This is a genomic window from Stenotrophomonas sp., from assembly GCF_032103445.1.
Lineage (GTDB): Bacteria > Pseudomonadota > Gammaproteobacteria > Xanthomonadales > Xanthomonadaceae > Stenotrophomonas.
In genome coordinates this window covers 13,299-33,469 of the sequence record NZ_DAMDFR010000009.1, presented here as the reverse complement: position 1 = coordinate 33,469, position 20,171 = coordinate 13,299, and the positions used below count along the sequence as shown (strand labels likewise).

General features: G+C 65.9%; 22 protein-coding genes and 1 tRNA gene. 6 read left to right on the top strand and 17 right to left on the bottom strand.

Annotated elements, in window-relative coordinates; genetic code table 11:
- Positions 1 to 124 precede the first annotated feature (124 nt).
- From RT551_RS05475 to RT551_RS05440, 8 genes are all read right to left on the bottom strand, one after another.
- Positions 125 to 201, bottom strand: a tRNA-Asn gene (locus RT551_RS05475).
- 60 nt (positions 202 to 261) lie between these two features.
- Positions 262 to 732, bottom strand: coding sequence for a 23S rRNA (pseudouridine(1915)-N(3))-methyltransferase RlmH (gene rlmH / locus RT551_RS05470; RefSeq protein ID WP_311192098.1), 471 nt, complete (start codon positions 730 to 732; stop codon positions 262 to 264).
- A 32-nt stretch (positions 733 to 764) separates the two neighbouring features.
- A complete protein-coding gene (gene rsfS, locus RT551_RS05465) occupies positions 765 to 1,208 on the bottom strand; it encodes a ribosome silencing factor (RefSeq protein ID WP_313456249.1) in 444 nt (147 codons plus the stop codon).
- Between the two features lie 57 nt (positions 1,209 to 1,265).
- Positions 1,266 to 1,931, bottom strand: coding sequence for a nicotinate-nucleotide adenylyltransferase (gene nadD, locus RT551_RS05460; RefSeq protein WP_313456247.1), 666 nt, complete (start codon positions 1,929 to 1,931; stop codon positions 1,266 to 1,268).
- On the bottom strand, positions 1,931 to 2,968 hold the full coding sequence (gene holA / locus RT551_RS05455; protein ID WP_311192101.1) for a DNA polymerase III subunit delta: 1,038 nt from the start codon (positions 2,966 to 2,968) through the stop codon (positions 1,931 to 1,933). Before holA ends, nadD begins: the two co-directional genes overlap by 1 nt.
- Before the next feature lie 22 nt (positions 2,969 to 2,990).
- A complete protein-coding gene (gene lptE, locus RT551_RS05450) occupies positions 2,991 to 3,575 on the bottom strand; it encodes an LPS assembly lipoprotein LptE (protein ID WP_313456245.1) in 585 nt (194 codons plus the stop codon).
- Positions 3,576 to 3,822: 247 nt separating this feature from the next.
- Complete coding sequence (leuS, locus tag RT551_RS05445) at positions 3,823 to 6,462, bottom strand: leucine--tRNA ligase (RefSeq protein WP_313456243.1); 2,640 nt, start codon at positions 6,460 to 6,462, stop codon at positions 3,823 to 3,825.
- A 303-nt stretch (positions 6,463 to 6,765) separates the two neighbouring features.
- Complete coding sequence (locus tag RT551_RS05440) at positions 6,766 to 7,365, bottom strand: DUF998 domain-containing protein (protein WP_313456241.1); 600 nt, start codon at positions 7,363 to 7,365, stop codon at positions 6,766 to 6,768.
- A 125-nt stretch (positions 7,366 to 7,490) separates the two neighbouring features.
- Between RT551_RS05440 and trxA the strand changes: the two genes are divergently transcribed.
- The 6 genes from trxA to RT551_RS05410 all read left to right on the top strand — a co-directional run bounded on the left by trxA (position 7,491) and on the right by RT551_RS05410 (position 14,785).
- A complete protein-coding gene (gene trxA, locus RT551_RS05435) occupies positions 7,491 to 8,348 on the top strand; it encodes a thioredoxin (protein WP_313456239.1) in 858 nt (285 codons plus the stop codon).
- 148 nt (positions 8,349 to 8,496) lie between these two features.
- A complete protein-coding gene (locus RT551_RS05430; RefSeq protein ID WP_313456237.1) occupies positions 8,497 to 10,140 on the top strand; it encodes a CHASE2 domain-containing protein in 1,644 nt (547 codons plus the stop codon).
- Between the two features lie 294 nt (positions 10,141 to 10,434).
- Positions 10,435 to 11,280, top strand: coding sequence for a hypothetical protein (locus tag RT551_RS05425; RefSeq protein ID WP_313456235.1), 846 nt, complete (start codon positions 10,435 to 10,437; stop codon positions 11,278 to 11,280).
- Positions 11,281 to 11,455: 175 nt separating this feature from the next.
- Entirely contained in the window at positions 11,456 to 11,920 is a 465-nt protein-coding gene (locus RT551_RS05420; RefSeq protein ID WP_313456233.1) for a DUF4442 domain-containing protein, read from the top strand.
- Between the two features lie 145 nt (positions 11,921 to 12,065).
- Positions 12,066 to 12,743 (top strand): DUF502 domain-containing protein, encoded by a 678-nt coding sequence (locus RT551_RS05415; protein ID WP_311192109.1) that lies wholly within the window; start codon positions 12,066 to 12,068, stop codon positions 12,741 to 12,743.
- Positions 12,744 to 12,886: 143 nt separating this feature from the next.
- Positions 12,887 to 14,785 (top strand): DUF885 family protein, encoded by a 1,899-nt coding sequence (locus tag RT551_RS05410; RefSeq protein WP_313456231.1) that lies wholly within the window; start codon positions 12,887 to 12,889, stop codon positions 14,783 to 14,785.
- Between the two features lie 127 nt (positions 14,786 to 14,912).
- Here RT551_RS05410 and RT551_RS05405 read toward each other — a convergent pair whose 3' ends face one another.
- The 9 genes from RT551_RS05405 to RT551_RS05365 all read right to left on the bottom strand — a co-directional run bounded on the left by RT551_RS05405 (position 14,913) and on the right by RT551_RS05365 (position 20,169).
- Positions 14,913 to 15,218 (bottom strand): hypothetical protein, encoded by a 306-nt coding sequence (locus RT551_RS05405; RefSeq protein WP_313456229.1) that lies wholly within the window; start codon positions 15,216 to 15,218, stop codon positions 14,913 to 14,915.
- Positions 15,218 to 15,907, bottom strand: a complete 690-nt coding sequence (locus RT551_RS05400; protein ID WP_313456227.1) for a hypothetical protein — start codon at positions 15,905 to 15,907, stop codon at positions 15,218 to 15,220. The genes RT551_RS05405 and RT551_RS05400 overlap by 1 nt, the downstream gene beginning before the upstream one ends.
- Entirely contained in the window at positions 15,891 to 16,439 is a 549-nt protein-coding gene (locus RT551_RS05395; protein ID WP_313456225.1) for a hypothetical protein, read from the bottom strand. The genes RT551_RS05400 and RT551_RS05395 overlap by 17 nt, the downstream gene beginning before the upstream one ends.
- On the bottom strand, positions 16,429 to 17,253 hold the full coding sequence (sctJ, locus tag RT551_RS05390; RefSeq protein WP_313456223.1) for a type III secretion inner membrane ring lipoprotein SctJ: 825 nt from the start codon (positions 17,251 to 17,253) through the stop codon (positions 16,429 to 16,431). Before sctJ ends, RT551_RS05395 begins: the two co-directional genes overlap by 11 nt.
- Entirely contained in the window at positions 17,250 to 17,540 is a 291-nt protein-coding gene (gene sctI, locus RT551_RS05385; protein WP_313456221.1) for a type III secretion system inner rod subunit SctI, read from the bottom strand. The genes sctJ and sctI overlap by 4 nt, the downstream gene beginning before the upstream one ends.
- A gap of 72 nt (positions 17,541 to 17,612) precedes the next feature.
- A complete protein-coding gene (locus tag RT551_RS05380; RefSeq protein ID WP_313456219.1) occupies positions 17,613 to 17,930 on the bottom strand; it encodes an EscF/YscF/HrpA family type III secretion system needle major subunit in 318 nt (105 codons plus the stop codon).
- 25 nt (positions 17,931 to 17,955) lie between these two features.
- Positions 17,956 to 19,137: a PrgH/EprH family type III secretion apparatus protein gene (locus RT551_RS05375; RefSeq protein WP_313456218.1), complete on the bottom strand. Its 1,182-nt coding sequence runs from the start codon at positions 19,135 to 19,137 to the stop codon at positions 17,956 to 17,958.
- A 178-nt stretch (positions 19,138 to 19,315) separates the two neighbouring features.
- On the bottom strand, positions 19,316 to 19,903 hold the full coding sequence (locus RT551_RS05370) for a lytic transglycosylase domain-containing protein (protein WP_313456216.1): 588 nt from the start codon (positions 19,901 to 19,903) through the stop codon (positions 19,316 to 19,318).
- Positions 19,904 to 19,929: 26 nt separating this feature from the next.
- Entirely contained in the window at positions 19,930 to 20,169 is a 240-nt protein-coding gene (locus RT551_RS05365) for an acyl carrier protein (protein WP_313456338.1), read from the bottom strand.
- Positions 20,170 to 20,171: the final 2 nt, after the last annotated feature.

The following is a 20,171-nucleotide window of genomic DNA, read 5'->3' as shown; positions in this document are numbered from 1 at the left end:
GTTACGTGATGTAAACCAGAAAGCCCGGGCAATGCCCGGGCTTTTTGTCACCCGTAGAGCCACGCCCTGCGTGGCTGCTTCGCGGACAAAAAAAAGCCTCGCATCGCTGCGAGGCTCTGAAACTTGGCGCCCGAAGTTGGACTCGAACCAACGACCCCCTGATTAACAGTCAAGTGCTCTAACCGGCTGAGCTATTCGGGCGGGGTGCGCATTGTAACCGGGTTTTTCACAGGATGTAACCCCTGTGATGCGCCCATGCTGTCAGGCGCGGTGATACGGATGATTGGCCAGCATCGCCGCCGCACGATACAGCTGCTCGGCCACCACCAGCCGCACCAGCATGTGCGGCAGGGTCAGCGGACCGATCGACCACTTTTCATCGGCCAGCGCCGATACCTCGGGCGAGTGCCCTTCCGGGCCACCGATCAGGAATGCCAGATCGCGGCCCTGGCTGCGCCAGTGCTCCAGGCGCTGTGCCAGCTGCTCGGAACTGAGCTGGCGGCCCGGAACATCCAATGCCACCACGTAGGCATTCTTGGGCAATGCGGCAATGACCCGCTTGCCTTCGTCCTCGGTGGCGCGACGCGGGTCGCGGCCTTTGCCGCGCAGCCCCGGTTCGATTTCCACCAGTTCGAATGGCAGCCAGTGCGAGAGTCGCTTCTGGTACTCGGCAAAGCCCTGCGCCACCCAGGACGGGGCGCGTTCACCGGTGGCGATCAATCGTGCTTTCATGGCATGGCCAGCCGGGCAAGCCCGGCTACAAGTCAGCGGGCGGCGTAACCGTCGTCTTCGTCGTTCTGGCCGTCTTCATCGAGCAGGCTCGGCGGCTGGTCGCCGACCGTCCACAGACGCTCCAGCGCGTAGAACTCGCGCACGCGCGGCAGCATCACGTGGACAATGACATCGCCCAGATCGACCAGCACCCACTCGGCCTCGCGCTCGCCTTCCACACCCAGCGGCATGTTGCCGGCCTGCTTGGCGAACTTGACCACTTCGTCGGCAATCGACTTGACGTGGCGGCTGGAGGTGCCCGAGGCGATCACCATGTAATCGGCGACGCTGGACTTGCCGATGACGTTGATTTCAACGACATCCTTGGCCTTCAGCTCTTCGGTCGCCGCGCGTACGCATTCCAACAGCTGCTGGGTGGACGGCGCGGGATGGGGCAGTTCGACCTTGATGGTCTGAGGCTGGGTCTGGTCGCTCAAAGCAGGAAACTCAAAAAGTGTTGGCGCGATTATACGGGGCCTTGGGCCTGAACGTATTCACGCCGCGCTGGCACCGTACAGGCCGTGGTCGGCGATGTAGTCGGCAACGGGTTCAGGCAGCAGGTTGCGCCATGGGCCGTTCTGGGCGATCTGTTCACGCACCGCGGTGGCAGATTCGCTGCGCAGAGGTGCGCGCAGACGCAGGATGCGGCCGCCCGGCGTGGAAAGCAGCGGACGCTCATCAGTGACCTCGCGTCCGTGCAACATCACTCCGAGGTCCGGAGCCAGCCCCGCCTGCATCGGGCTGCCCATGCGTTCGGCCACGATGAAATGACAAAGTTTGAACAGCTCCCGCCATTCATGCCACTGGTTCAGACTGCGCAGACTGTCCGCGCCGACCAGCCACGCCATCGGCTGAAGGGGCCCCAGTTCAGCGCGCAACTCACGCAGGGTGTCCACGGTGTACGACGGCACACCCGGGTGCTGCTGCGCGCGTTCGATCTCGCGCCGGTCCACCAGCAGCCCCGGCTCGTCGCCGATGGCCAGTTCCAGCATGTGGGCGCGCTGTTCGGCATTGGCCCCTGGCGGGCTGCGATGCGGCGGGTCAGCGGCGGGCAGCAGACGCACGGCGACCTGCAACTGGTCGCGGGCGGCACGCGCAATCGCCAGATGGCCCAGGTGCACCGGGTCGAAGGTGCCGCCGTAGAGGATGCGCAGCGGCATCAGGCACGGGCCAGCAGACGCACCGCACGGGCCTCGGCCACCGCCACCAGCAGCCGCTCCAGCCCCAGCCACGGGTCGCCGTCGGCACGACCCTTGGCCATACGGTCCACCAACCCCGCTTCGGCCACGAACCGCTCCCAGCGCTTGGGCTCGGGGTGGCGCTGCAGCGCACGCTTGAACGGGGCCTGCCGGGCCTCCCAGATGCCGCGGCTTTTCATTTCCGCGGCGAGGTTGCCGCCCCGTGCCTGCACGCGGGCAAGCCCGGCGGTCGACAACATTTCACGGATCACCATCGGCATCAGCGCGGCCACGGCCTCGCCTTCACCGCGCAGGCCGGCGAGCATGCGCAGCACTGCGGCCGGCTGGCCGGAGAAGGTCGCTTCCAGCAGACGGAACACGTCATAGCGGGCGGCGTCGGCCACCAGCGATTCCATGGTGTTCACATCCAGGCTCTGGCCTTCGGCCAGCAGCGCCAGCTTGTCGATCTCCTGCGCGGCGGCGAGCAGATTGCCCTCGACCCGCTCGGCCAGGCGTTGCACTGCGGCCGGATCGGCACGCAGCCCCTTCTGGCGCAGGCGGCGCTCGATCCATTCGGGCAGCTCGTGCGGTTTTATCGCCCAGGCCACCGACAGCACCCCGACCCGGCTGACCGCTTCGGTCCACTTGGTCTGGTGCGCCTTGCTCCATTCGTTGCAGGTGATCAGCAGAATCACGTCCGGCGCGGGGTTGGCGCAGAACTGGCTGATCACTTCGCTGCCTTCCTTGCCCGGCTTGCCGCTGGGCAGGCGCACTTCGACCAGACGGCGCGCACTGAACAGGCTGGGCGCGTTGAAGGTGCCGTCGAGCTGGTTCCAGTCGAAGTCACGGCCGTCGGCATCGAACACTTCGCGTTCGTTGACGCCATCGGCGCGGGCCCGGGCCCTGATCGCATCGGCCGCTTCCAGCACGCGCAGGGTTTCCGGGCCGGCAATCAGATAAACCGGGGCCAGCGGCTGGCTGGCCGGTTGGCTGGCAAGTTGTTCCGGGCGCAGTTCCATGCGGAGCAGAGCCGAGGCCGGCTCAGGAGCCCTGCGGCGGAATGACCGGGCTGGCCGGTGCCGCCGGCTGCACGGCCGGTGCGGTCGGGCTGGGCGCGCGACCGCGCTCCAGTTCCTTGCGCACCACGCTGTCGATGCGACGCATGATCGACGCGGACATTTCGCGGCGCAGTTCGTCGGCCAGGATCTCACGCTCGGTGGTGGTACCGGTGGCGTCGGTCGGCGGCGACACGTAGTCGCGCGACAGTTCAATCACCTGCTGAGGCACCAGGTCGCTGCCATCCTCGCGGCGGAACACGAAAATCACCGCATAACGCAGGCTGTACTCCTGGGCACGGCCCTGGGCGTCGATGGCGATGGGCAGGTCGCCCCAGCGCTCAGACAACACCTGCAGCTGTGCCGCCGGCCCCTTGCTGTCCTCATCGGCCAGTTCCGCACCCGACGCCAGCAGGCCGCGACGCAGCAGCTTGGCCAGTTCGCTGTACGGCGCGGTGGAGACCACCCGCACTGCGGCGGTGTCGGCCGGCAGCATCAGCTTGTTGCGCAGATGGAAACCGCACCCGGCCAGGGCAACGGTGAGGACAAGGGCAAGCAGGAGTCGGATCATGGGCACAGTCTGATTGAGGCGGGCGAGCGCGGCAACAGGGAATTCATCGCCCAGATTGCCCGAGCCCGCGTGAACAAGGCTTGAGATCGTCCTGTGCACGTATAAATTCCGTAGTGCCACGCCATGCGTGGCAACCGCGCGCAGCGCGGCGCAAGCGTCCAACGCAAGCGCCACACACGCGCCGGTGCCGCCACCGGCGTTTAGACCCGGCCGAAGCCGCCCATCAGGCCATCGGGCGATCCAGCCATCACCCCGCCACGATGTTCACGATCTTGCCCGGCACGATGATGATCTTGCGCACGGTCAGGCCTTCCAGGAACTTTGCCGCATTCGGCTCGGCCACGCCCAGTGCCTCGATCTGGTCACGCGGGGCGTCAGCCGCGACTTCGATGGTCCCACGCAGCTTGCCATTGACCTGCACCGCCAGGGTGACCGCGTCGCGCACCAGCGCGGCCTCATCGGCCTGCGGGAAACGCTGGTCTTCCAGCAGCGACTCGCCCTTGCCCAGCACCTGCCACAGCGCGTGGCTGGCATGCGGGGTAATCGGGTTGAGCAGCAGCACGGTGGCCTGCAGGGCCTCCTGGCGCACTGCCCTGCCCTGTTCGGAGCTGTCGTCGAACTTGGCCAGCGCGTTCATCAGCTCCATCACCGCCGCAATGGCGGTGTTGAAGCTGTGGCGGCGGCCGTAGTCGTCGCTGACCTTGCCGATGGTTTCATGGGTCTTGCGGCGCAGCGCCTTCTGTTCGGCATTGAGCGCGGCCACGTCCAGTGCCGGCACGGTGCCGTCGGCGGCGTGCTTGTGGACCTGCGCCCACAGACGGCGCAGGAAGCGCGCCATGCCGTCCACGCCGGCTTCGTTCCACTCCAGCGACTGCTCCGGCGGCGCCGCGAACATCGAGAACAGACGCACGGTGTCGGCACCGTACTTGCTCACCATGGCCTGCGGATCCACGCCGTTGTTCTTCGACTTGGACATCTTCTCGGTGCCGCCGATCTGCACCGGCTGGCCATCGGCGATCAGCGTGGCACCGGTGATGCGGCCGCGCTCGTCGCGCTGCACATCAACGTCGGCCGGGTTGATCCAGTCCTTGGAGCCGTCTTCGTTCTGGCGGAAGTACGTATCGGCAATGACCATACCCTGGCACAGCAGGTTCTGCGCCGGCTCGTTGCTGTCCACCATGCGCGCATCACGCAGCAGCTTGTGGAAGAAACGGAAGTACATCAGGTGCAGGATCGCGTGTTCGATGCCGCCGATGTACTGATCCACCGGCAGCCAGTAATTGCCGCGCTTGTCCACCGCATCACGGGCACCCGGCGAGGTGTAGCGCGCGTAGTACCAGCTGGACTCCATGAAGGTGTCGAAGGTGTCGGTTTCACGCTCGGCTGCGCCGCCGCAGTCCGGGCAGGTGGTCTTGCGCCATTCCGGATCCGCCTTGATCGGCGAACCGGTACCGACGAAATTGACGTCTTCCGGCAGGACCACCGGCAGCTGTTCTTCCGGCACCGGCAGCGCGCCGCACTTCGGGCAGTAGATCACCGGAATCGGGCAGCCCCAGTAACGCTGGCGGCTCACGCCCCAGTCGCGCAGACGGTAGTTCACGCGGCGCTGGCCCTGGCCCTTGCGTTCGAAACGCTCGGCCAGTGCTTCAAACGCGCCCTGGAAGTCCAGGCCGTCGAATTCGGCCGAGTTGACCAGTTCGGTCTCGCGGCTCTTGTCGCCGTACCAGTCCTGCCAGCGGCTGCCGTCGTACTCGCCTTCATCCTTGCGCGGGCTCTTCAGCGCAATGACCTGGCGGATAGGCAGGTTGTACTTGTTGGCGAATTCGTTGTCGCGCTGGTCGTGGCCGGGCACGGCCATGACCGCACCGGTGCCATAGCCCATCAGCACGAAGTTGGCCACCCACACCGGCACGGTGTCGCCAGTGACCGGGTGCACCGCGCGCAGGCCGGTGTCCATGCCGCGCTTTTCCTGGGTTTCCAGTTCGGCTTCGGACACGCCGCCCTGCTTCATTTCAGCCAGCAGCGCCGCCAGCGCCGGATTCGACTTGGCCGCGTGCAGCGCCAGCGGGTGTTCGCCGGCAATGGAGACAAAGGTCACGCCCATCACGGTATCCGGACGGGTGGTGAACACGCGCAGCGGATCCAGCGCGCTGCCGTCGACATCGCGCACGTCGAACTGGATTTCCAGCCCTTCGGAGCGGCCGATCCAGTTGCGCTGCATGGTCTTGACCGAGTCCGGCCAGCCCGGCAGGTCGTCCAGGCCGTCGAGCAGTTCCTGGGCGTAGTCAGTGATGCGCAGGAACCACTGCGGAATCTCGCGCTTTTCCACCAGTGCGCCGGAGCGCCAGCCGCGGCCGTCAATGACCTGTTCGTTGGCCAGCACGGTCTGGTCGATCGGGTCCCAGTTCACCACTGCATTGCGGCGGTAGGCCAGGCCCTTGCGCATCAGCCGGGTGAACATGCGCTGTTCGTGCACGTAGTAGTCCGGCGTGCAGGTGGCGAACTCGCGCGACCAGTCGATCGCATAGCCCATGGCCTTGAACTGGCCACGCATGTGCTCGATGTTGGCGTAGGTCCACTTGGCCGGTGCGGTCTTGTTCTTGATCGCCGCGTTCTCGGCCGGCAGGCCGAAGGCGTCCCAACCCATCGGCTGCAGCACGTTGTGACCGGTCATGCGCTTGTAGCGGCTGATCACGTCACCAATCGTGTAGTTGCGCACGTGGCCCATGTGCAGCGCACCGGACGGGTACGGCAGCATCGAGAGGCAGTAGTACTTCGGCTTGTCCGAAGACTCGTTCACCTCGAAGGCGCGGGTGGCGTCCCAGAACTTCTGGGCGGCGGATTCAACCTGCTGCGGGTCGTAAACGTTGGGTTCGACGCTGGTCATGGAAACGCGTGTGCGGCGGCAAAGCGGCACAGGGTACCGCAGTGCGGCAAAGCGCTCCAATCGGTGCCGGAAACGACACGGGCGACGGCGTCATGCTGTTGATATATCAAGGATTTGTGAAGAGCGAAGGCCAACGCACCGAACCCGAAGCGCGCAAAGTCACCACACCGATCCGTGACGCCCCGTAGAGCCGGGCTTGCCCGGCTGCTTTTCGCGCACCGCCAACGGCAGCCGGGCAAGCCCGGCTCTACATCTGGACCGCCCGAACATCCCAATCGCCCGAACACCCGGGCAAGCCCGGCGTTACCGTCGGGCCACCGGCAGCACCACCGCCAACCACACCGCCCAGGCCACAAAGGCCAGCCGCTGCGCCAGCGGGGCCGGCATCACCATCTGCAGCACCAGCGCCCCCAGCCCGGTGGCCACCCCGGCCGCCAGATGCACCACCACCAACCGCCGCCCGCCGGACAAGCCGCGCTCGCCCAAGCCCGACAGCACCGCCCCGGGCACGAACGCCAGCACCCACACCATCCACGCGCTGGCGTGATACTGGCTGGCCCGGCTTTCAATATCACTGGCGTCCAACGGCAAAAGGCCCATGGCCGCGAAGGCCAACCCCGACAGCAACAGCATCTGCCCGCCGACCCGCAACGACCACGGTGCCGTACGCGGCACCCGCGCCAGCAGCCGCAGCGCCACCGCCACCGCGATCAACCCCGGCAGCACAAAGCCCAGCACATTGAAGGCCAGCGCATGCGGGACGCCCAGCGCCCCCAGCAGCGCCACCGGATGGCCCAGCGGCAGGTAGCCCGGCAACGCGGCACCGAAGCCGATCACTGCCAGGATGAACAGGCCCGCGCCCAGCGCGCCCAGCCAAGGGTCAAAACGTTGAAGTGTCTGCATGCGCCCATTGTCTGACACCCGGGCGCGCACGCCTATAGCCGGGCATGACGGCAATGGCCGGGGTTGCGCAGGGCCATTCGCGTCACCATAAACTGGGGACATCTTTACCGGTTGAACTGCCTGCCATGAGCGAAGTGACCCACGTCTTTGAAGCCACCACCGCCACCTTCGAGGCCGAGGTCCTGCAGAAGTCGCTGCAGACCCCGGTGCTGGTCGACTTCTGGGCGACCTGGTGCGAACCCTGCAAGACGCTGGGGCCGATCCTGGAAAAGCTGGCCGCCGAGTACAACGGGGCCTTCCAGCTGGCCAAGGTGGACGTGGACAAGGAGCAGCAGATTGCCGCCGCCTTCCAGATCCGCTCGGTGCCGACCGTGTTCCTGGTCAAGGGCGGCCAGCTGGTCGATGGCTTCCCCGGCGCATTGCCGGAAGGCCAGCTGCGCGAATTCCTGACCCAGCACGGCATCACCCCGGCCGAGGCCGCCGATGAGGCCACAGCCGAGCCCGAACCGCTGGACCCGCAGGCCCAGGTGGACGTGCTGCGCGCCAGCATCGCCGCCGAACCGGACAACGAAGCCCTGAAGCTGGACCTGGCGTTGGCCCTGCTGCAGACCGGCGGCACCACCGAAGCCCGCGCCCTGATCGACGCCCTGCCGGCCAATCTGTCCACCGACGAACGTGCTGTACGCGCCCGCGCCCGCCTCGATTTCGCCAGCGCATTGCAGGATGCGCCGTCGCCCGACGCACTGGACGCCCGCATTGCAGCCAATGGCGACGACCTGCAGGCCCGCCACCTGCGCGGCGTGCAGTTGCTGCTGGGCGGCCAGGATGAAGCCGCGCTGGAGCAGTTCATTGCCCTGCTCGAACGCGACCGCAATTTCAGCGACGGCCTGCCGCGCAAGCTGCTGGTGGATGCGTTCAAGGTGATCGACGACCCTGCTCTGGTCGGCACCTACCGCCGCCGGATGGCCGCGCTGCTGTTCTGAACCGGGCCGGAAACGGCGTCCGCCCCCTTACCCGCCCGGCAACCGGGTCATAATGCCGGCGCGGGGTGCCAGCCACCCCGACCCACCGGGGGGAGGTGCGGTTCAGACCATGGGGGTCGCGAACCAGGCCCCGTGCATCAGGGCTCAGATGATTGTGAGTTCACGTCGCTTGCCGCACCCGTTGTCGTGGTCCCGGCGCATCGCCCTGGCGGTGCTGGTTGGCCTGCTGGCCGCCGCACTCAGCCATGGCCAGGTGCTGTGGAAGCCGGATGAAGCCCTGTACGACCGCTGGGTCGGCCATTGGAGCTACGCACCCGATCCGCGCCTGCTGATCATTGCCATTGACGCCGCCAGCGTGAAAAAGCTGGGCCCGTTGCCTTGGCCGCGCGCCACCCATGCGCAGTTGCTGGATCGCCTGACCGAGGCCGGCAGCACCCGCGTGGCGATGGACCTGCTGCTGTCCGACCCTGACCCCGATGCCAGCCAGGACGCCGAGCTGTCCGCCGCGATCCGTCGCCACGGGCAGGTGGTGCTGCCGGTGGTCGCCCTGCCGACCCAACGGCCCGGCGTTTCCGAGGAGCTGCTGCCGATTCCCATGATCGCGGCCAACGCGACCACGCTGGGGCACAGTGACGTCGAGGTCGATCCGGACGGCATCAGCCGCAGCCTGTACCTCACTGCCGGCGTCGGTTCACCGCATTGGCCTGCGCTGGGTGCGGCACTGGCCGCCCGCCGCGGGTTGCTGCCCGGGCGACTGGATCCCGGCCCGGACAACGCATCCCCCTGGCAATGGCGACGCAACCATCTGGTGCGGGTGCGCTTTGCCGGCCCGGCGCGCACCTTCCCACAGGTGTCCTACGTGGATGTACTGGAGGGCCGCGTCGACCGCACCGTGCTGCGTGGCCGCCTGGCAATGGTGGGCGTGACCACCCCCGCCGAAGCGCCGCTGCTGCTCACCCCCAGCGCCCCGGTGCGCGGCCTCAGCGGCAGCGAGTACCAGGCCAATGTGGCTGCCATGCTGCTGGATGACAAGGTGATCCGGCTGACGCCGGTGTGGGTGCAGACCCTGTTGAGCGGTTTGCTGGCGGCCTTGTTCGGCCTGCTGCTGACCCTGCCTCGCGCCCGCCTTGTCGCACTCATTGCAATTCCGTCGGTGCTGCTCGGCAGCTTCCTGCTGCTGCGCCTGGGCTATGTGTGGTTTGCGCCCATGGCCCTGGCTGTCAGCATGGGCGCGGTGCTGGCGGCGTGGCTGGGCTGGTGCGCGCTGCACTGGCGACGCTTCATCCATATCGACCCGGTGACCCAACTGGGCACGCGCCGCCGCTTCGATCACCACCTCGAAGAGGAGCACAGTGCCGCGCAGCGCCTGCAGCGCCCGCTGAGCGTGGTGCTGATCGAGCTGGATCACTTCAACGCACTGGTGGACCTGCACGGACTGAACGCCGGCAACGCCGCGCTGCGCGCCATCGCCTCGCAGCTGACCGCACACGCACGCCGCCCGCACGACATCAGCGCGCGCCTCGGCACCGACCGCTTCGCGCTGCTGCTGCCGGAAACCAACGGCGACGGCACCCTGCAGGTGGTGGAAGATCTGATTGCGCGGGTGCGTGGATTGAACGTTCCGATACAGCTCGGGCAGACCACGCCGGTGACGGTATCGGTAGGCGTATATGTGCGCGTTCCTGACGCCAGCAGCACGCCCAAGGCCATCATGCAGGGCGCAGAAGCCGCCCTGCAGCGTGCCCGTGCCGCCGGCCAGGACGGCTACGCGACGGACATCGTCGATTACTGACGCGGTCCCGTGCGATGCACGGGATACCCATGATCGATCGAACCGGCTGTTGGAACCCGTCATTGGGGCTGGCTATTGGTAGCGTCGGTCGAAAGACGACGACCGATAACGCCCGATCGGCTCATTAACGACGCGCACCCAACCGAAGAAACCCGCCCCACCCCATCAAAAACCCCCACCTAACACCGCCCCCAACACCACCACACCCCACTTAGGACAATTCCGATACCGCCCCATCACCCTGCTTTGCTCCACTGCGCACTCCGCACACAGCGGATCACATGGAGCAATACGATGAAAAAGCTGTTCTGGATGATGCTGGCCGCACTACCGATGCAGGCGATGGCGAACGAAGAAGATCCCATTGCCTACAAGTGCTACTACTGCACGCCGGCGGAAATGGAGGATGTGGCGCTGGCGCAGGGGGTTGGGCGGCATTATGTGTATGACTACAGTGACTTGAGCATCGCCGGGTTCGAGGTAGCACATACGGGTGGCAACCTGATCGCGACGCCGTTCCCCGTCGAAGACTGGCTCGAGCGTCAGTACCAGGGCTTCATGGCGCTGATGGATCCTTCATTGGGGATAATGCTCGGACAGCTGGAGAACGTCGAATTGCTTGCTCCTGATACCGACCACGGTCGGTCCACCCAACTGCTGTGGGGACATCACCTCTCCGCGCTGCACCCGAAGCATGGCATCGCGCGGGAGACGGTTCACCGCTTTCTGATGACTACCCCCGAATTCAACTTTCTCGACACTTCCACGACCGGCGGGCGGCTGTTGAAGTTCGAGCATGAACTGCATACGCCATTGTCGCTGTATGCCGGGCTCCACTTCGGACGAGACATGGTCTGGAATGACATTTTGTATTCCAATTTTCAGTTCGACCGCGCATCGCGTCGCTGGCACCACATCTCCTCGTTTGCAAGCGGGCCGATTCAGCAGACTCGCATCGACTTTGCGCCTACTGAAGGGGGCCGCCGGTTCTCCATTAATGATCACGTGAACGTTCTAGGAAATGCCTTCATTGAGCGCGCTGCATGGGCCTCCGTTCCTGTGCACGGCGAGCTTCCAACGTGGAGGGTGATGTTCCGCTGCGAACGGAAAGCCGACGACATCCAGTGCTACATCGAATGATCGCCTGACTCAATTGGTTGCCTGGATTTCCAAGTCCACGGGGACGCGCATGGCGCGTCCCTACAAGGGATCACCTCCTGACCGGGGCACGCGCCCTCTTTTCATCGGCCCACGCTTTGAACCATACGCAAGCGAATGGTAGGCTTTCCGGGTCTCCCCTACCTTCGCCTACCTCATGAAGGCCAGCCTGTTCCGCCATGGCATCAATCTGTGGCCGCCGTTCCTGTTTGCCGGCATCCATGTCACCCACGTCAGCGATGACTACCGCTACGTTCGCGTGGAACTGCGCATGCGCCCGTGGAACCGCAACTACGTGGGCACGCACTTCGGGGGCAGCCTGTTTGCCATGACCGATCCGTTCTGGATGCTGACGGTGATGCAGAACCTGGGGCGGAACTATTACGTTTGGGACCGGGCGGGTGAGATCGAGTTCGTGAAGCCCGGTCGGGGGACAGTGGTGGCGGAGTTCCGGTTGGACGATGCGCTGCTGGACGGGCTGCGGGCGGAGACGGCGGATGGGGACAAGCATCTGCATTGGTTCAGCAATGACGTTGTGGATGCGCAGGGTGAGGTGGTGGCGCGGGTGCGCAAGCAGGTTTACCTGCGGTTGAAGCCGGAGGCGCGCAAAACCGCCCCGTAGAGCCACGCCCTGCGTGGCTGCGGCTGGGTCGGGCATCGCGAAGTCACGCAGGGCGTGGCTCTACGGGTGATTCCGATCCAGTTTGTTCCGTCGCGGTTGATGCCGGACCGGTCGGTGCGGCACGCAGACGGCATACAATGCGCCGATGTCGATCGAAGCCCCCCACCTGGTTCCGCGCCCCTCCCTGCAGCGTCTGTTCCTGACCGGCCTGCTCACCCTGCTGCCGATCTGGCTGACCTGGGTGGTGGTCAAATTCGTGTTCGTGCTGCTTTCAGGCATCAGCAGCCCGCTGGTGGTGCCGTTCTCTGAACAGATTGCCGGCTCGTTCCCGCATTACCTGGGCTGGGTCAAGGTGGAATGGGTGCAGAACGTGATCGGCCTGGGTGCGACCCTGCTGGTCATTCTGAGCGTGGGCGTGCTCAGCCGCCGGGTGATCGGCCAGCGCCTGCTGCGCTGGTTCGGCGCGGTGATCAAGCGCATTCCGCTGGCCAGCATCATCTATGAAAGCGCCAAGAAACTGCTGGACATGCTGCAGACCGAGCCGGGCACCACCCAGCGCGTGGTGCTGATCGATTTCCCCCACCGTGACATGAAGTCGGTCGGCCTGGTCACGCGGGTGATCAAGGAACAGGGCAGCGGCCGCGAGCTGGCGGCGGTGTATGTGCCAACCACCCCCAACCCAACCTCGGGTTACCTGGAAATCGTGCCGGTGGAGCTGCTGACCCCGACCGACTGGACCGTGGACCAGGCCATGAGTTTCATCATCTCTGGCGGCGCGGTGGCCCCGGAGAGCGTGCCGTTTACCCGCGCTGGCGACCGCTGACCTGGTAGCGCCGGCCGTTGGCCGGCCCAAACGGTCCGTGAGCCGGCCAACGGCCGGCGCTACCGAAACTGAACGACGTGGTGGCTGCATCGGGGGGAATCAGGCAAGCTCCCGGATCTGTATAGGATTTACGGAAGTGTTCCATGCCCCACCCCGCCCGCGCTCTGGCGCTCGCCATCGCTGCCGCGCTGATCTTCAGCGCCGCGCCGCCGGCTGAAGCCGCCAAGAAGAAGGCCAACCGCCCGACCGCCGCGCAGACGCGCCCGGCCGCCAAGCCCAAGGCCAAACCCCGCGCGCGCCCGGCCGCGCCGGCACGCAAGCCGCTGGTGCGCCAGCTGACCACGGCCGACCAGCTGAACCGGGTGTACGACGAATACTGGGACGCCTCGATGCGGCTGAATCCGCTGCAGGCCACCTTCCAGGGCGACGGCAGCCACAACGACCAGTTGCCCAATATCCTGTCCGCCGCGTGGCGCCAGCAGTCGCACGACTTCACCACCGAATGGCTGGGCAAGGTCGAGAAGATCGGCCCGCAGGGCCTGACCGGCCAGGATCTGCTGAGCTACCAGATCTTCGTTCGCGACGCGCAGATGTCGCTGGCAGCCGAAAAATACCCGTCGTGGCAGATGCCGATCAGCCAGTACTACAACCTCGGCAGCATCATGGCCATTCTGGGCTCCGGCTCGGGGGCACAGCCGTTCAACACGGTGGCCGACTACGACGCCTGGTCGCGCCGCTCGCTGGGCATTCCGCCGCTGTTCGACCAGGCCATCGCCAACATGCGCGAGGGCATGAAGGCAGGCGTGGTGCAGCCCCGCGACCTGATGGAAAAGGTGCTGCCGCAGCTGGATGCGGTGATCAAGCCCACCGCAGAGGAAAGCATCTTCTGGGCCCCGGTGCGCAACCTGCCTGATGACTTCTCCGAGGCGGACAAGAACCGCATCAGTGCCGAGTACAAGCGCATGATCGAGTTCCGGATCATGCCGGCGTACCGCGCTCTGCGTGGTTTCATCGCAACCGAGTACCTGCCGGCCGCCCGCAGCACCGATGGGCTGTCGGCACTGCCCAACGGGCAAGCCTGGTACGCCCAGAACATCGTGCAGACCACGGCAAGCACACTTACGCCACAGCAGATTCACCAGCAGGGCGAGCAGCGCGTGGCCGCGCTGCAGGACCAGATCAGCAAGGTGCTGAAAGAAAACCGCATTCGCGGTTCGCAGCAGAAGGTGCTGCGCAACATGCGCAGCGACCGCGACTTCCAGTTCGCCACCCCGCAGGCCCTGCTGGGCCGCTACACCCAGCTGCAGCAGCAGGTGGCAGCGCGTCTGCCGACGCAGCTGGACACGCTGCCCAAGGCCAAGCTGGACATTCGCGCAGTTGAGCCGGACCGCATCGGCAGTGCCGCGGCGGTGAGCTACCAGCCGCCGCTGCCGGACGGTATGCGCCCCGGCACGCTGTATGTGAACACCGGCGGCCTGCCGACCCGACGCAGCTGGGCGGCACCGATGCAGTACCTTCATGAAGCAGTGCCGGGCCACCATGTGCAGCTGGGGCTGCAGCAGGAACTGGACAAGCTGCCGCGCTTCCGTCGCCTGGGTGGTGATGTGGCGTTCGTGGAAGGCTGGGGACTGTATGCGGAATCGCTGGGGGATGCGCTGGGTGTGTATGAGGACCCGTACGCCAAGGTGGCGTACCTGCAGGCTGCGTTGACCCGCAGTGCGCGCATGGTGGCGGAGACCGGCGTGCATGCGCAGGGTTGGAGCAAGAAGCAGGCGGTGGATTATCTGGTGAAGACGGCAGACATGCCGGCGGAAGATGCCGCGGCCGAGGTAGAACGGTTCATGGCGCTGCCGGGGCAGACGCTGGCCAATGGTCTTGGCGAGCTGAAGATGCTGGAGCTGCGTGACGCTGTGCAGAGTGCGCAGGGGGCGGGGTTTGATCCGCGCAAGTTCCATGCGGAAGTGCTGCGCGATGGGTCGATGCCGCTGGATATTCTGGATGCGAAAATCAAGCGGTGGATGGCGGTGCCGGCCACGCCGTAGTGTCGTAGAGCCGGGCTTGCCCGGCTGCGGGCGAAATCCGATGAAAAGCAGCCGGGCAAGCCCGGCTCTACGAAGCGGCTGCGGACGAATCCGGTGAAAAGCAGCCGGGCAAGCCCGGCTCTACATGTCAGGCGTACGGCTCCGGCTTCACGCCCAGCTTCTCATCCGGGTCGCCCAGCAGCATGGCCTGCAGGAAGTCGCTTTCAAACCAGCGCCGGCACATGTCGGCGATGATTTCCTCCACCGGAATCGGGTCCGGCTTGACCGTCGGGTGCTCATAGATCGGTTGGATCTCCGGCACCAGGTCGCCGAAGTCAGGCCGACGGCCCTCCTCGCCCATCGCCGCGCGCATACGCTGCGCCAGCGAGGTCGGGTCGGCGTAAATGGTTTCAGGAATGGCTGACGGCGTCATGCCGCCCAGTTTGTCCAGCATCACGTGGGTACTCCAGTCGTTGCATCAGGGAAAGGCAAGGGTTTCAATCGGGCATTCAATGCGGCCAGATACGCCGCCGCACGCTCACGCGCACCGGCTTCCAGCGCTTCGGCGTCGACACTGGCTTCCACCGCACGGGTGATCGACCCGGCTGCATCCAGTTCGTAGACCAGCGGGCCGATGCTCAGCACCGGCAACTCGCCCTGCCCGGCCAGCACCTGCAAAGGCAGTGCAGGCACGCGCTGGGAAAGTTCGCCCTGCAGCGCGTCTCGCAGCGTTTCCATCTGCGCCGGCACGTGCAGCCGCAGTGCGGTTTCGCCGCCCGCCAAGGCCTGCTCGCAGCGCTGTATCACCAGTTGCGCGTCGATCGACTCAACATCCAGACTGGCAGTGATCACGGTCCGCATCTGCCCCAGCACGTACTCGCGCAGGGTCTGGGCGTCGGCCAGGGTGGCATGCAGCAGGGGCACCACCTGGGTCAGCGCGTCGGCGTAGCCTTTGTGGAAGCCCTCTCGATGGGCCTGGGTGGTGGCCTCAGCCACCTGCGCGGGAACGCCATCCAGCGTCTGCGCGGCACGGCGACGCGCGACCGCCAGCAGCTGGTCGGCCCGCGCGGCCTGTTCCAGCGCGCTGGGCGCAATCACGCCGCCCACGGCGAAGTTCAAGGCCTGCTCAGGAAAGCTTTTCAACATAGCTCATCGCACTCCAGAAAAGATCCACATCGGGCACCACGTCGCGATGCGGCATGTCACCGCTTACGGTGTGCAGCGGCAACGCCAGCCGGGGGGCCAGCCAGGTCGGCAACAGGGGCGACAGCGCACGCACTTCGGCCGCGCCCCAGCGCAGCAGCGCGTCGGGGTCATCTTCCAGCAGACGTGCCGGGCGCTCCGCGGTGTCGTAGCGCGAATAGCCCGACCGCATGAACGCCTGCACCGGCAGCGGCAATGCGGCACCACCGCGCTGCGCGGATACCCAGTCGCGCAGTCGCGCCGCGCCAATCAGCACCGCCACATCCGGCAAGTGTTCCCAGACCGCGATCATGCGACGCGCCAGCAGCGTATTGGCTGACGCACGTGCCGACGGCATCGGCAGATTCCGCTCACGGATCAGCGTGGCATTCAGCCAGCGCTGCTGGGCCGGAGTGGCTGTGGCGTACACACTGCGCCACGGCCGGTAGTAACTGGCCGGGGCATAGACCAGCCGCAGCAGGTCAGGCCCCACGCCAGCGACTCCTCACCGGCGCCGGGGCGCGCTGACGAAGGCGCTGCCACAGCTTGCGCATGCGGCCGGCCACGGCAGGCACGGTGCGCACCAGCACCCAGCCACCCAGCACCAGAGCCACGCCGAGCACCGCGAACAACCCCAGCACCAGACCGGACATGCCGCGTTCGGTGGCGGCGGTCACCGCCAGGGTGCGCGGGCCTTCCACCTCGGTCAGGATGACCGAGACATTGTCGTAATCGATGCCGTCGAACGTGTTGCGCAGGAAGCGCTTGATCGACTGCATCAGCACCTCTTCGTCCACACCGGGGGCATGCGCGACCACGGCGGCGACATGCATGCGGCGCTTGTCGGTGCGTCGGTTCTCGCCACCGATGCTGGCGTCGTAGTTCAGGTGCACGCGGGTGGACTGCACGCCATCGATGAGCTGCAGCGACTCTTCCAGCCGCTGTTCCACGGCGGAGATCAGACGTGCGCGCTCGCCCAGCGGCGTGCTGACCAGCGAATCGGCCGGGAACGACGTGGCCACCTGGCTGCGAGGAGCAGATGGCAGGTCGTTGCGCTGCATCAGCTCGATGGATTCGGGCAGGTCGCGCGCGGCCACCTGTACCTGGAAGCCGCCCTTGCCGACATTCATCTTCTCCGCACTGATGTTATGGCGCAGCAGCACGGCAATCACTTCATTGGCCTGGCGTTCGTCCAGGCCTTCCAACAGGGGCTTGCGGGCACAGCCGGTCAATACCAGCACGGCCAACAGTGCCAACAGCACCCACCGCGCCCTGCGGAAGGTGCCGGCAAACAACGGCGTGTTCATGACTTGAGCAGCGTCTCGAAGGTCTTGTTCATGTGGTTGGCCAGGCCGGCGGCCACGGTCATGCGCTTGGTGTAATCAGCCAGTGCGGTCTGCAGCGCGAACAGGTGCGCCGGGTTGCTGGCGGTATACGGGTCATTGCTGGCGGCCTGGATCATGGACAGTTGTTCACCCGAGGTGACGTAGCTGTTGGCCAGGGCGTGGGTCATGCGGTCGGACAGCGAAACGGCAGCACCGTCTGCGCCTTCGGCCGTGCCGATGCCCGTGGCAATATGGGTAACTTGCAGCATGGTGGGGACTCCTGCGGGTAATGGCGCGTGGAAACGGCAGGCCGGGCACAAGGCACCGGCCTGCCGGGTGCATCAGCCCAGGTTTCGGGCGTTCTGCTTCTGCATGTCGGCCAGGCTCTTGGCCGAGTTCGACTGCAGCGAGCGGAAGGTGGTGTACTCGGACAGCTTGGTCTGGTAGTTCGCCAGCAGCTGCGGGTTGGTCGGGTCACCGTCCTCGCCGGCCTCCTTGTCGCCGGAGATCGCCTTGTAGGCCTCATCCAACTCCTTCTTAAGCTGCTTCACACCATCATCAAAGTTCTGGCTGTGCTCGCTCAGCCAGCCCTTCCAGCGATTCGGATCTTCAGGAATCTCGGGGTCATTAAACCCAGGCTTTGTAGTCGGTACAGTCATTTCATATCTCCAAAGGGTCGTTAGGTCATCTGCTGCCTGCGGTAGAAAACTCCCAACGACCCTCACCAACGGAGAGCAGCTGATCGTCGGAGTACTGATAGGAGCGACCCTTGAGCAGGTCGTCCCACAAACGGATATTGATATGCACGCGGCGTGCGCCCCATTCCTGCACGTACTCGTCGCGGTAACGCGCCATGCTGTGCAGCGCCGCGTCGTCCAGGAAGCTGTCATTGGTGATGCTGGTGCGCGCGCCCTGGGTGCCCAAACGGGTGCTGATGCCGCGTGCACGCAGGCCGTTGCGGGCCAGATTGATCAGCTGCACGTCTGTGACGGTGCGCACATCAATGCGTTTGGCGTAAGGCAGATGCGGAGCCAGCATCGCGGCAACGCGCTTGCGACGCTCAGCGTCTTCCGGGCCAATGGAGGTGATGACCACCTCCGGCACTTCCGGCGTGCGCAGACGGATCACCGCATACTCCACCCCAGCGCTGTCGAGGAAGGTGCCGATACGGGCGATTTCCAGGTGACGCACGTGGTAGATGTCGTGATGGCGGCCGGCACGCTCACTGGCGCGCTGGCCCCAGGACATGGCTTCGGCGGTGTCGCCAAAGGCATGGATGCGGCCATGCTTGTCCGGCACGACGTTGTAGTCGTAGGGCGAATGAGCCAGCACGCGCTCCAGGTTGCGTACCTGGGTAGCCGGGCGCTGGCGGTCATACAGCCACCACGCGGAGGCGCTCAGCAAGGCTGCCAGCAGCACCAGCATGGCCCACATTGCCGGCGGCGTGCGATTGACCATCGCAACGGGCACCGCGTCGTCGAAGGCGTCGTACGGCGATGGCACCGGCAGACGATGGTTGAGTACCGCCTCAGACCACGTTTCATGCTCGGCCCGGACCGCCATGGCCAGACCGGCTACATGCACCACCTCGTTGATCGGCAGTTCCTGCGCCATCCAGCAGATGTTGTCGCCTTCGCGCACTTCCAGGCTGAGCCCGATATCGCCGCAGCGGATGCGGAACGAGGCCGGCAGGTGGTCGCCGGGGATGTAGAAAATGTTGTCGGCATTGGCCAACGTGGGGGCCAGATTGCTCTCGTGGAAGGTGCGCGCCGAGCCGACGTGAAAAACGGTATCGCCCGGCAGCAGCGTGAATTCAACGCCGTCGAGCTGACCAGAGAGCAGTTTCAACTTGTGAATACGAGGCATGCGAAATCCGGAGTGAAGGTCAAGGGAGGAGCCAATGCAGCGCATCGGCTGCCACGGCGCGCAGACTGACAGCTGCGCGCGGGGCAACGTACAAAAAAAGTTTCAAAGTGATTTCGAAGGACGATGTCAACTGCATCGTTCGACGTGCTGCACCGTCCAGGTGCAGCCACGCGCCGCGTCAGTTGCGGCGCGCGTTGTACAGGGCCGTGACCTTTGCCACGTACTGACGGGTTTCCGCATAGGGCGGAATCCGGTTGCCATGGCGCTGCACCGCGCCCTCGCCGGCGTTGTACGCGGCCAGCATGAGGTCCAGGTTGCCGTTGAAGCGTTTGTTCAGCCAGACCAGGTAGGCGGTGCCGGCACGCAGGTTCTGCAGCGGATCGAGCAGGTTGCTGGCCCCGAAGCGTTTGCCGGTGGCGGGAATGACCTGCATCAGGCCGAGTGCGCCCGCATGGGAGCGGGCCGTGGCGTTGTAGGCGGACTCGACGGTGACGATGGCATGCAGCAGATGCGCGTCGACCGCGTGCTCGGCAGCCACCTGGTCAATGAGAGAAGTCCAGCGCGCCGCCGCTGCGGAGTGTGCACGACGCACTCCCAACTCAGGCACGGCCAGTTTCCCACGCACAGACGCCCGCACCGCCACAGGGCGGTGCGGGTCGAATGCGGTGGCACCGGCTGTGGGTGTCTGCGACACCTGCAGTTGCCCATCAGGCCCCAGCGTGGCGTACACACGGGCCTGGAGCGGAGCCGCGGCGGCTAAGGCCACCACGCCCCCCCAACACCAGTGACGCTTCACGGCACGGTGTCGGCCACGACCGCGGCGTACAACTCGGCCACGGTGCAGACGCGTTCCAGCGACTCCGGCTCGGGGATGTGCCCGCCCAGCTCTTCAATCTCGATCAGCAGGGCATGCATGGCCAGCGAGTCGATGCCCAGGTCTTCGACCAGGCGTGCTTGCTCGCCGATCTCGGCGAGGTCACGTTCCAGATGGTCGGCCAAGCAGTGGCGCAGGTCGTGCAGGGTGAAGCGCATGG